This is a genomic window from Stutzerimonas stutzeri, from assembly GCF_002909485.1.
GTDB classification, from domain to species: domain Bacteria; phylum Pseudomonadota; class Gammaproteobacteria; order Pseudomonadales; family Pseudomonadaceae; genus Stutzerimonas; species Stutzerimonas stutzeri_AH.
Genome location: NZ_PPXG01000003.1, coordinates 87,994 through 99,554, shown reverse-complemented (window position 1 = coordinate 99,554; position 11,561 = coordinate 87,994). Strand labels below are relative to the sequence as shown.

Below are 11,561 nucleotides of genomic sequence, written 5' to 3'. Positions count from 1 at the left end.
GGTTTATCTGACGTGCTACAGGGACGTCGCCGCGCCGGCGGCCTAACGCTCGTGCCTTGCGCTCCCGGCCGGCGGCGCGGCGACGCTTTCAAACCTTCTTGGCTTGCACGTGGTGGTTTCGATAGGCGCGATGGGGTCGATGAATCCCTGGGTCGGGTCTTCCAGGCAGGCTTGTTCCTGAAAGAAGGTGGCGAGGTTGGGATCGTCAGGCGGCGGCGTCCCGGCCAGGGCGATGCAGAGCGCAAGGCAGGCCAGCCGGAGCAAGTGAGGGAGAGCGGCGCGGCGCGACAGGACGAATAACACCAAGGGCTCTGCCCTTGTCATCCCGCTCTTGCCGCCGAGGGCTCGGGAGCGTGGGGTGGAAAAGCTACCCCACACTCCCCGCGTTAGGCTGTTCATGAGCGTGCAGGGTCAAGGGTGCGCTGCGCCCGTGCTTCCGTTCGACGGGACGGTGAAGCTGTCCCGACGAGCCGGGAGCGCGGCCCCTGACCTCCCAGCATTAGGGAGGGCGATACGGTCCAGTACGTTGCCGGAACCATGCCGGTCGCGGTGCCGCATCACCCTGATGGTGCGAATGGTGTGGAAGTAGATCTCGCTGGGCTCTTGCGTACTGGAGCTGAGTTCGACGCCCAGGAAGCACGGCGCGCCTTTCATGCCATCCACCGGCAGCACAACACCGGCGATGGTCACGCATTGCCAGAAGGACTCCGGCTCCTGCTCCCAGGCGGTTTCGATCAGGACGGTCTGACCCACATAGCCGAGTGCGGCGGCGGTATCCATTACGAAGGGCTTACGCATGGCGGCGTTCTCCTTCGTTGAGCGTGGCTTGATGTGCGGCCAGATCGCTCCAGGGTGCGGAAGGCTCCGGCAGCGCGATATGGCCCAGCACCTTGCCAGCACCGCGGTTGTCGCGTTGGCGCATCGGTTGGATGGTGCGGATGCTGTCGAAGTAGATCTCGTCGGGGAAATCCACGCTGCCGCAGAAGGGCACCGTCAGGAAGTAGCCCGTATCGAACACGCCCGGCACAGGCAGCACGGCACCCACGATGTGGTAGCAGCGCCACAGCAGTTCGTTGTCGTCTTCCCAGCGCAATTCGACGAGCACGGTTTGCCCGATGTAGCCGAGCGCCTTGGCGGCATCCTGTAATGGCTTAGACATGGCTGTAATCCCCCGCTTGAAACTCAGTTTTGCCCTTGAGCAGGTCGTCGCGCAGGCGGGCCAGATTGACCATGCGGAAGTCGGCCAGCTTCATGCTCGGGATGGCGCCGGAGTCGGCCCAGTTGATGGCCTCCTCAACCGATACGCCGCTCATTTCGGCAAAGGTCTTGAGGCTGCACAGGTCGAGGCTGTCGTCTGCCTTGTTCATAGCGTCCACTCCTGTTCGAGAAGCTGCTGATGCAGCAGGGCCACGTTGACCATCGTGCGCTTGCCCACTTTCTGCGAAGGCAGGTAGCCGCGCTCCAACCAGGTGCGTACCACGATGGGTTCGTCGCCCATGCCGATCCACTCGGCGAACTTCGGCCACGGCATCAGGGGCGGGGCGCCGTGCAGCTTTTGCGGGTCAAAACCTTCCGTATCCATCCGCTTTACTCCACTATGTTCGGCATTAATCGAACGGGGCCTGTTCGTACTATGTACCACCTGTGAGTAGATAGTACCATCGCCATCCCGTTTGTAAACAGTACCAACAAAGAAAATTGCCGAACGACGTGAGCATTACTGATAGAGCGGTGCTATTGATTGACCTCGCAGGACTAGACGCCTTTGCGCCGGTGCGCTCGAAGGAGTACTACCGCTGGTCAAACATCAAACGGGGAAAAGCGAGGTTGGGTGCGGAGGAAATCGAGCAGCTAAACGCGATGTTTCCTCGCTACAGATGGTGGCTGGCGACCGGAGAGGTCATGCCTGAGTCTGGACAAACCAGCCCGGCCTACGACGAGGCCAACCGAAACTTGAGCCAACCCAGCGCGGGATAGCAATCACACGGAAAGTAGCTAGGCGATGGTATGCCCGAGCGCAGGGAGCGAAGTGGAAATAGCGGTACTAACGCTTAGTCGCAGGCGCCACCTTGAAGCATCTATTCTGTGGTTATTGACGAACATCCAGCAGAAACTGATTATGTTTCATATACAGCTTAAGAACTTCAATATTTTTCCTGTCGCATATTTTTCGGATAGTATCTTCGTTAGCCGAAGATATTTTTGCGCCTAAGATTACGCATTTTGGCTTTGGCATACGATAGGGCATTTCTTGTTGCATAAGCATATGCCCAAACACAAGCCTCCACTCTTTTTCATAAGACCATTCGGTACTTTTCATAAGTGCGACTTGATTAAGGTAGAGTATATTCTCTATATTTTTAGGTGAGGCAAAAACACCTGTAGCATCAAACATTTCATCAGAATAAACAACAGGATAAATTGATCTAGTTCTTACATCATCATTTCCTAACTCGTGAAAGTCATATCCAATACAGAACCCTGTATGATAATTAGCATAGTGCGACCACATTAGTATGGATTTTGGATTTTCTGAGAAACAGCAGATTTTAAACATCTGCTTGAAACCCTCGGATGTTTCTCGAACCAAAGCGTTGTCACGCTCTTTCACTATATGGCTTAAAGCCTCACCACAAGAGCGACCAAAATCAGGCTTATCAGGATAACTGAGTTCAAGCAGCTTAATTATAGGGTTTTCACTTTCCCTAACCGCTTGAATTTGCTCTTCAGTTAAAACATCTAGCAAGCCATGCTTAAAGAGCATTGATAGAACTGAATCCGCATTGCCAATATCCATCTCTACTTTATGATGAAATGAGCAATCGTAGGGATCATTGAAGTTTTTTGGGTCAGATAGCCAAATTGTGTCATCTTCCAAATTTTTCAAAGAAGATTCATTAATAGAGCGATACTTATAAAGCATGCTTGGAATATTCTCATACTTCAACGAAATGGCTCTATCAATATTTTCCAAAGATGTACTCTCTGAAAAAACTAATTTTTTATATTCTTTAAACCAATCCATGCTGTTTAACTTTAACTCCAAATTGACCACATATAGTCTCAATCAACTGACGCGTCAGCTGCCGATTGTGATGATTTGGTAGGGCGGAGATTATAGGGAACGCCCCCATTAGTACCAAAAGCCCCGCCATAGTATTTCGTCAAACTAATCCCTATATTCTTCTTCTCTTTGTACTGCAAAAGCATGTCTTCACTAGCTATTGCTGTTTTAGAGCCCGCAAGTGAATAGCCATTTTTATTTTTTTGTATTGGCAGGTGCTCTAACATCTGAAACTCTACTAGGAGATTTCTAAATTGCCCTGAATCTGACACGCCTTCTAGACAATTGACAAACAGTAATGCGAGCTCCTTTGTGGACAGCTGTGCTCTCAGAATACTTGAGTATTTTCTTTTTTCTTGATAGGTCAATTTGTTTTCTTCGTAACCATCAATAACTTTTAGGGCCTGGTATAGATTCCTGAAATAGTGGCCTAGTATGTGATTGTGATGCTTCTGAATATTTTTGTAGCGGTCCAAAGCATCTTCCGGTGTTTTTGCCTCAACTGATAAGAATGCCAGAATCTCCTCAAACACAGCTCGCCCTTCGACCTTAGATCTTCTAGATGATACGTTTATGCCTAACTGAGAATTTATGATAGATGCTGTAATTCCCTTAAGAGCATTTTCAGCCTCACTCCTATAAGTTAATTCTTCCAAATCAACCTTTAGGTTATCTACAATTTTATGGTGTAGGTCGAGAATATTAAAAAAGGTAGTTTCAATAGCTTGCGTACTCAGAGCATCTGCCGTCTTTTCATATTCATGGCGGGCCAAACGCAGTTCTTGTCGCTGAATTACGATAGTGGCAATTAGGCCGAATAATGTAAAGAAAGTTAATATTGGATTTAGGACTCCACCTAAAAAATCGCCAAAAACTCCACCTCGATCAGTGAACGTGATCAAGGTCAGATTAATTAATAACAATAACCCAGCACTTAATACTGCAAGCGAGAGAACTTTAAATAAAACCTTATTGAGACTTAGGCCTATTTTGTTTTCACCCGACTCGGAGAACATGGCTTCAAAATCAGGATATTTTTGATCTAGATAGCTATTAACCTTGTAAAACTTGTTTTTAAACCAGTCCATCATCGTTTATTCCATAATCTGAGAATTACAAGGCGTGAGCCCTAATGTTTCGTTAAGGGGCTGGCTTTAGATCGGCACCGCGTGGCGTCTCAGGCCCCTTTTACCCTTTACTGTGTCGATAAAGTGTCGAAAACAATGCGGTCCAGAGCGGAACAAAGCTGGCGCGCACATGCCACAGACCCAGCAAAGCCGAAGACAGCCGATCACTGCAAGCCAAAAAAACGAGTTCGACTCTCACTGCCTTCCGCCATCTACCCCTCGCCACCACCCTGCGACAGTCCACCTCACTTCGCAGTATCAAAAAGCCATCGCACCCCAGCGAGAAGCACGTCACAATCGGCGTTTTGCTTTCCAGGGACAGGAGAGGTGTCGTGGGTAACCCGCCAGATGAGCGTCGGGCGTTTCATGCGCTGCGTGACCACATCGAGTGTCTGCTAGCTGAAGGTGCATCCCTCGTGGGGCGTGAGCCTGTTCGGCTGAGCTTTCAGGGACGGACGCTGACGGTGCAGCACGGGATGTTGGTCAACGAGAATGGCCATCAGGATCTGATCGAGACGCTGGCCGAGCTGGAGTGGAAGAACAAGCGTACGCGCGACATGGCGATCGATATCTGTATCCGGCAGCTGGACCATGCGATCAAGGCGAGTTGCGACAAGGTTCTCGAGGGGTCGACGCCGGATAAGTCTTGAGCGCGGAGCGGTGCAATCGCCAGGTGATCGGTTGGTGTTGGCTTGGTGGGCTGAAGCCCACCCTACGTTGCATGGCCATGCGATCAGGGCGTTGCGACAAGGTTCTCGAGGATTCAACGCCGATAAGTCTTGAGCGCGGCGCGGTGCAATCGCTAGGGCTTTATCGATTGGTGTCGGCTTGGTGGGCTAAAGCCCACTCTACGTAGGCGCCGGCGCCTATTTCCATTGCAACGCCTGCACATGGGCGTTGGCGGGGTCGAAGTTGTCGAGCCGCATGCGTTCGGCGATGGCCGCTGCTGCGGTCTCGCCCAGTGGGAATTGGTCGCGCACGGTGACCCAGTCCGTGGGTTGCAGGCGGACCATCCAGCCCTCCCCATAACAATCCTGATTGATCAGAGCCGGACGCTGTAGCAGTGCTTCGTTCACCGCCAGCAGCTCACCGGCGACCGGGCTGCGTGCCGACGAGGCGGCCTTGGCGAATTCCACTACACCGAAGCTGCGGTCGCGCTCGATGCGTGCGCCGACGCGCTTGGGCGTGAAGGCGAAGATCTGGCCGTACAGCGCACAACCATAGGCGGTCAGGCCGATGGTCAGGCTACCGTCGGCTTCCTCGCGCAGCCACAGGCTGTGGTCTGGCGCGTAACGCAGCGAGTCGGGGAATTCCAGGCCGTGCACATTCATAGGCTCAGCACCCGTTCGTATTCGAGGATCATCTGCGCCAGCTCACCTCCGCTGGAGATTTCATCCAGCTCGGCGATCAGCGTGACGGGGTCTACCTCAACACCGGGCTGGCGGCACATCAGCAGTCGTGCGCCGGCCTGCTTGGCGTTGCGGATAAAGTGCAGCAGTGGCTCGCCGCCCTCTACCGCACATAGCGATTCGGCCACTTCGCAGCGCGCCAGCTGCGCACCCTCGCCGGTGAGGTAGAGGGTTACCTCGGCATCCATACAGGCAAGCAGCGTGGCGATATGGAACGGAGCGGCGCAGCGCGCCGGGGTACTGGGGCCGCTGGCGACAAGAATCAGTACGCGTTGTGATTGGCTTTCTTCCATAAACCCTCATGCTTAAGGCGCTCGGCGAGTTAAGCCGTCAAATGCACGTTCGCCGCCGTTCGAACCATAGCGCGAAACTATCATCACCATAGCCTACCGTTTCCAGATTGTGGTCTAGGATTTCTTCGTGCACTGAAAAGGAGATCGAGCATGTTGGCAACATTGCTACCGGCCCTTAAAGAACTCGCTCTGCCGCTGAAGCTGCAACTGTGGGACGGCAACGAGATCGACATCGGCCCCGCTCCCAGCGTAACGCTGGTCATCAAAGACCCGAACCTGGTTACCCGGCTGGCGCATCCGAGTCTGGATATGCTCGGCGCCGCTTACGTCGAAGGACAGATCGACCTGCTCGGACCTCCAGGCGAGGTCATTCGCATCGGCGATGTGATCAGCCGGGCTTTGGGCGAGGATCACTTTGCAGCGCCTGAACGCACGGCCCACGACAAGGACACCGATGCCGAGGCGATTTCCTATCACTACGATCTTTCCAATGATTTCTATCGGCTCTGGCTCGACCGCGAGATGGTCTATTCCTGTGCCTACTTCGAGACCGGCGAAGAGGATATCGATCAGGCGCAGCAGGCCAAGCTGCGCCTGATCTGTCGCAAGCTTCGGCTCAAGCCCGGCGAGCGGCTGCTGGATGTGGGCTGCGGCTGGGGCGGGTTGGCCCGTTTCGCCGCGCGGGAGTTCGGCGCGCGGGTGTTCGGCATTACCCTCAGCCGCGAACAGCTGGCGCTGGCGCGCGAGCGGGTCGCCGCTGAGGGCCTGCAGGATCAGGTGCAGCTGGAGCTGATGGATTACCGCGACCTGCCGGCCGATGGTGGCTTCGACAAGGTGGTGAGTGTCGGTATGTTCGAGCATGTCGGCCACGCCAATCTGCCGTTGTACTGCCAGCAGTTGTTCGGCGCGGTTCGGCCGGGCGGGCTGGTGCTCAACCATGGCATCACCTCGCGCCACCTCGATGGCAGGCCGGTGAGCCACGGTGCTGGTGAGTTCATCGACCGCTACGTGTTCCCCCACGGCGAGCTGCCGCACCTGGTGAAGATCAGCAGTTGCATCAGCGAAACGGGACTGGAAATCGTCGATGTGGAAAGCCTGCGCCTGCATTACGCGCGCACCTTGCAGCTGTGGAGCGAGCGTTTGGAAACACATATGCAGGAGGCAAAACAGCTGGTGCCCGAACGGGCGCTGCGGATCTGGCGGATGTATCTGGCCGGCTGCGCGTACGGTTTTCGCCGCGACTGGATCGACCTGCATCAGATTCTCGCCAGCAAGCCGCTACCGGACGGCTCCCACGAGTTGCCCTGGACGCGGGCCGATCTGTATCGCTAGGAGTGCGCTGCCGGTCTTTACTGACCGGCTGTGCCGCTAAGCGGATGCTTTGTTAGCGCAGTCGATGCATAGCGGATTGGCCGGATCGAAATCCAGCCGCCCTGTCGCGATCTCTTCACCGCACTCGGCGCAGTAACCGTAGTCACCTTCCTCGATTCGCTTGAGCGCCAACCGCACCCGCACCAACTCGCGTTGTGCTCGCCCGCGAGAGGCATCGACCATGGCCTGTTGCTGCAGCGCATCCATGCGCGATAGGCGACCGACCTTGCTCTGATCAAGCTCGACGCTCTGTTCCCGTGGCTCGTCCGCGGCGAGCAGCCGCTGCAGTTCCCGCCTGGCGTTGTTCCAGGCGAAGCCTGTAACGCTCGATGTCCGGCGCGGCGCCCATCGCTCAGCGCAGCAACAGCAGCGGCGTGGGAGTGGTGCGGATCATGTTGGTGGTGGTGCTACCGACGAAGAACTGGCGAATGCGCGAGTGGCCGTAAGCACCCATCACCAGCAGGTCGATGTCGTGCTCGGCCTGATAGGCGTGCAGGGTCGGCTCGACATCACCGGCGCGGATGGCGATTTCGACGCTGAACCCGGCAGCGGTCAGCACGTCACGGGCGCTTTCCAGCTGGGCATGATTGTCCGCGGTGTCGGCTGCGACCATGACCAGATGGATCGGCATGCCCTTGAACAGCGGACTGCCGGCCAGCATTTCCACGCCCTTGCGGCTGGTGGCGCTGCCGTCAAAGGCCAGCATCACGCTTTGTGGCTCGCTGAAATTGCCAGGGGCGACCAGAATTGGCCGTTGCATGGTGCGGATGACGTTTTCCAGCTGGCTACCGATGTGCTGCATAGCATCGCCGCTGTCTTCGCCCTGACGACCGATCACCAGCAGGCGCGTCTCGCTCTGCAGATCACGCAGGGACTCGACCAGATCACCGTGACGCTGTCGGCACTCGGGCTGGGCGATGCCAGCAACAGTGGCCCGTTGACGTGCGGCATCGAGCATCATGCGGCCTTCTTCCAGCGCCAGCTTGGCGCGTTTCTCATCCAGCGTCGCAAGTTCCTGCAGGAGAAACTCACGGCTGCCCAGGCCTATGATGCCGCTCAGATCACCGGACGCCGGATACTGCTGACGATCCAGTACGTGCAGCAGCGTCAGGGGCGCGTCCAGGCGCTTGCTGGCCCAGGCCGAATAGTCGCAAACGGCCGCGGCCTGCGGTGATCCGTCGATACAAGCCATTACGTGGGTCATTGTTGTTCTCCTGGTCAGTGGCTCATGAGCTTGTCGATGGCGTCGGGTTTGTCATGCACACCGAAGCGGTCGACGATGGTGGCGCTGGCTTCGTTCAGGCCCAGCACCTCGACCTCGGTGCCTTCGCGGCGGAACTTGACGACCACTTTGTCCAGCGCCGCCACGGCGGTGATGTCCCAGAAATGTGCACGGGACAGGTCGATGGTCACCTTGTCGAGTGCTTCCTTGAAATCGAACGCGCCGGTGAATTTGTCCGATGAACTGAAGAATACCTGCCCGATCACCTTGTAGGTGCGTTGATTGCCGGTGGCATCCAGCTCCGATCCGATGTGCAGGTAGTGACCGACCTTGTTGGCGAAGAACATCGCCGCCAGCAGCACGCCCGCCAGAACACCGTAGGCCAGGTTGTGGGTGAAGACCACCACCACCACGGTGACGACCATGACGATGTTGGTGGAAAGCGGATAGCGCTTGAGGTTGCGCAGCGAATCCCAGCTGAAGGTGCCGATCGACACCATGATCATCACCGCCACCAGCGCGGCCATGGGGATCTGCCCGACCCAGTCGCTGAGGAACACCACCATCAGCAACAGCACCACGCCGGCGATCAGCGTGGACAGACGGGTGCGGCCGCCGGATTTCACGTTGATCACCGACTGGCCGATCATCGCGCAGCCGGCCATGCCGCCGAAGAGACCGGAGACGATGTTGGAAACGCCCTGCCCTTTGCATTCGCGGTTCTTGTCACTGGAGGTGTCGGTGAGGTCGTCGACGATGGTCGCGGTCATCAGCGATTCCAGCAGGCCGACCACGGCCAGCGCGGCGGAATACGGGAAGATGATCGCCAGCGTCTCGAAGGTCAGCGGCACTTCCGGCCAGAGGAACACCGGCAGCGTGTCAGGCAGGTCGCCCATGTCGGCAACGGTACGGATATCCAGGCCGAAGTACATGGCCACCGCCGTCATCGAGAGAATGCACACCAGCGGCGAAGGGATGACCTTGCCGACCTTCGGCACATAGGGGAACAGGTAGATGATGCCAAGGCCCGCTGCGGTCATGGCGTAGACGTGCCAGGTGACGTTCGTCAGCTCCGGCAACTGCGCCATGAAGATCAGAATCGCCAGCGCGTTGACGAAGCCGGTGACCACCGAGCGCGAGACGAAGCGCATCAGTGAGCCAAGACGCAGGTAGCCTGCGCCGATCTGCAGCAGGCCGCAGAGCAGCGTCGCCGCCAGCAGGTACTGCAGGCCGTGTTCGCGCACCAGCGTCACCATCAGCAGCGCCATGGCGCCGGTAGCGGCGGAGATCATCCCCGGGCGGCCGCCGACGAAGGCGATCACCACGGCGATACAGAAGGAGGCATAGAGGCCGACCCGCGGATCGACCCCGGCAATGATGGAGAAGGCGATGGCTTCGGGAATCAGCGCCAGCGCGACGACGATACCCGCGAGCAGGTCGCCGCGGATGTTGGAGAACCAGTTTTGTTTGATCGTTTGCAGCATCGGACTATCCAGAGCAAAAGCACCGCCATGCAGGCCACGGGCGGCCGGCAGGGATACAAGGCTAGTTTTTTAGTTTGAGTGATTCAGCTGTCGGTGGGCGAACGCACGGACAGCAGCGTACGACCGCCCCATGACAGGCAGTCGCAAAGTGACGCGAGGGGGCGAAGCGCTATGGCGGACTAGGCAGCCAGGTCATGGGCATTACGAGCTCTTTCTGAGCGACTCGGCTGGCGAGTCGCATTCGGGGGGCGACATTCTAGTCGCAACGCGGCCAATTTACGACCGCCAATCCAGGGTCTGTTGCCGTCTGGCCGCGCCCGCGTTGCGGCGTCGTATGGCACAGACCCTAGGTCCAGAGGTCATCGAGGTTGCTGAAGCCCCAGGCGGCGGGGTCCTCGCGGCCTACGATACGGTCACCGCACTGCGGATTGGACAAGTCCAGTTCCTGTGGTGGAATCGTTGCGCGCGAGCGGGTGGAATAGAACAACTTCAAGCGCGGCGCCGTCAGCTGCTGCGCATTGTGTTCGATGACCACACCTAGTCGCCCGGACTGCAGTCGTACCAGTGAGCCCAGCGGATAGATACCCACGGTACGCACGAAGGCGTGCAGCATCTGGGTATCGAAGTGCCCCTGCCACTGCGCCATGCGCGCCAGCGAGCCCGAGGCGTCCCAGGCCATTTTGTAGGGACGATCCGAGGTGATGGCGTCATACACGTCGCAGATCGCGCCCATGCGCGCCAGCTGGCTGATCTGCTCGCCGACCAGGCCATAGGGATAGCCGCTGCCATCCATCTTTTCATGGTGATGCAGGCAGACATCCAGCACTGCGTCGGAAAACGCGGTGCTGGCGCCGAGCAATATGGCGTGCCCACGCTCAGGGTGGCTGCGCATGACTGCGTATTCATCGTCACTGAGCTTGCCGGGCTTGTTCAGCACATTCAGCGGCATGGCCATTTTACCGATGTCGTGCAGCAGCCCAGCCATGCCCGCTTCCTGAACCTCGTGTTCGCTCAACCCGAGCTGCCGGCCCAGCGCAACCATCAGCGCGCAGACCGCCACGGAATGCATGTAGGTGTATTCGTCCTTGGTCTTCAATCGCGCCAGGCTGAGCAGCGCCGAGCCATTGCGCGCCAGGGACGCGGAAATCTGCTCGACCAGTGGCAGGCACTGCTGCGGATCGACAGCCTTGCCCAGGCGCGCCTCGTTGAACAGCAGGGTGACCTGCTGCTTGGAGCGCTTGAGCAACTGGGTGGCACGCTGCAGCTCGTCCTGAACGCTGCACTGCTGCCGATGTGGCGGTGAGGTGACAGGTTGAGCGACAACAGATATGGCTTCGGTTAGATGCTGCGGGACCTCAGCCACCGACGGCGTCGCCGTATCGACATCGATGCCCTTGCCCACGTCGATCCACACCGCCTTGATACCACTGGCACGGAGCGCCTGCAGGTCGGCCGGATCGGTCAATAGAAACTTGCCACGCCAAAACGAGTGCTCGAACCAGCTGCCGTCCAGCGCATGAACGTACATCCCGAAGCTGAGTTGGCTGACAAGGATTTTTCTGAGCAAAGCGGACCTCGACTGAATGGAACG

Annotated in this window: 13 protein-coding genes and 1 pseudogene; 2 read left to right on the top strand and 12 right to left on the bottom strand. The window is 57.5% G+C overall.

Features of this window, described 5'->3' with window-relative positions; all coding sequences use genetic code 11:
- Positions 1–411 precede the first annotated feature (411 nt).
- From CXK91_RS22700 to CXK91_RS07905, 6 genes are all read right to left on the bottom strand, one after another.
- Positions 412–798 (bottom strand): hypothetical protein, encoded by a 387-nt coding sequence (locus tag CXK91_RS22700; RefSeq protein WP_181003930.1) that lies wholly within the window; start codon positions 796–798, stop codon positions 412–414.
- Positions 791–1,159 carry a hypothetical protein gene (locus CXK91_RS07930; protein ID WP_103455630.1) on the bottom strand — a complete coding sequence of 123 codons (369 nt, stop codon included), beginning with the start codon at positions 1,157–1,159 and terminating at the stop codon, positions 791–793. The genes CXK91_RS22700 and CXK91_RS07930 overlap by 8 nt, the downstream gene beginning before the upstream one ends.
- Positions 1,152–1,367 (bottom strand): hypothetical protein, encoded by a 216-nt coding sequence (locus CXK91_RS07925; protein ID WP_103455629.1) that lies wholly within the window; start codon positions 1,365–1,367, stop codon positions 1,152–1,154. Before CXK91_RS07925 ends, CXK91_RS07930 begins: the two co-directional genes overlap by 8 nt.
- The gene (locus CXK91_RS07920) at positions 1,364–1,582 is read right to left on the bottom strand and encodes a hypothetical protein (RefSeq protein WP_014852368.1); all 219 of its coding nucleotides are present in this window, start codon (positions 1,580–1,582) and stop codon (positions 1,364–1,366) included. The genes CXK91_RS07925 and CXK91_RS07920 overlap by 4 nt, the downstream gene beginning before the upstream one ends.
- A gap of 507 nt (positions 1,583–2,089) precedes the next feature.
- Positions 2,090–3,025, bottom strand: a complete 936-nt coding sequence (locus CXK91_RS07910; protein WP_146048124.1) for a DUF2971 domain-containing protein — start codon at positions 3,023–3,025, stop codon at positions 2,090–2,092.
- A 38-nt stretch (positions 3,026–3,063) separates the two neighbouring features.
- Positions 3,064–4,155: a putative phage abortive infection protein gene (locus tag CXK91_RS07905; protein WP_103455627.1), complete on the bottom strand. Its 1,092-nt coding sequence runs from the start codon at positions 4,153–4,155 to the stop codon at positions 3,064–3,066.
- A gap of 368 nt (positions 4,156–4,523) precedes the next feature.
- Between CXK91_RS07905 and CXK91_RS07900 the strand changes: the two genes are divergently transcribed.
- Positions 4,524–4,841 (top strand): hypothetical protein, encoded by a 318-nt coding sequence (locus CXK91_RS07900; protein WP_036991784.1) that lies wholly within the window; start codon positions 4,524–4,526, stop codon positions 4,839–4,841.
- Between the two features lie 216 nt (positions 4,842–5,057).
- On the opposite strand, the gene CXK91_RS07895 is transcribed toward CXK91_RS07900, so the two are convergent.
- Positions 5,058–5,522 carry a glycine cleavage system protein H gene (locus tag CXK91_RS07895; RefSeq protein ID WP_103455626.1) on the bottom strand — a complete coding sequence of 155 codons (465 nt, stop codon included), beginning with the start codon at positions 5,520–5,522 and terminating at the stop codon, positions 5,058–5,060.
- The gene (locus CXK91_RS07890; RefSeq protein ID WP_103455625.1) at positions 5,519–5,893 is read right to left on the bottom strand and encodes a DsrE family protein; all 375 of its coding nucleotides are present in this window, start codon (positions 5,891–5,893) and stop codon (positions 5,519–5,521) included. Before CXK91_RS07890 ends, CXK91_RS07895 begins: the two co-directional genes overlap by 4 nt.
- Positions 5,894–6,043: 150 nt before the next feature.
- On the opposite strand from CXK91_RS07890, the gene cfaB reads away from it, so the two are divergent.
- The gene (gene cfaB / locus CXK91_RS07885) at positions 6,044–7,225 is read left to right on the top strand and encodes a C17 cyclopropane fatty acid synthase CfaB (RefSeq protein ID WP_103455624.1); all 1,182 of its coding nucleotides are present in this window, start codon (positions 6,044–6,046) and stop codon (positions 7,223–7,225) included.
- A 36-nt stretch (positions 7,226–7,261) separates the two neighbouring features.
- On the opposite strand, the pseudogene CXK91_RS07880 reads toward cfaB, so the two are convergent.
- The 4 genes and pseudogenes from CXK91_RS07880 to CXK91_RS07865 all read right to left on the bottom strand — a co-directional run bounded on the left by CXK91_RS07880 (position 7,262) and on the right by CXK91_RS07865 (position 11,537).
- Positions 7,262–7,613: pseudogene (locus CXK91_RS07880) on the bottom strand (TraR/DksA family transcriptional regulator).
- A 3-nt stretch (positions 7,614–7,616) separates the two neighbouring features.
- Positions 7,617–8,468 (bottom strand): universal stress protein, encoded by an 852-nt coding sequence (locus CXK91_RS07875; RefSeq protein ID WP_103455623.1) that lies wholly within the window; start codon positions 8,466–8,468, stop codon positions 7,617–7,619.
- Positions 8,469–8,482: 14 nt separating this feature from the next.
- Positions 8,483–9,970, bottom strand: a complete 1,488-nt coding sequence (locus CXK91_RS07870; RefSeq protein ID WP_103455622.1) for a SulP family inorganic anion transporter — start codon at positions 9,968–9,970, stop codon at positions 8,483–8,485.
- Between the two features lie 346 nt (positions 9,971–10,316).
- A complete protein-coding gene (locus tag CXK91_RS07865; RefSeq protein ID WP_103455621.1) occupies positions 10,317–11,537 on the bottom strand; it encodes an HD-GYP domain-containing protein in 1,221 nt (406 codons plus the stop codon).
- Positions 11,538–11,561: the final 24 nt, after the last annotated feature.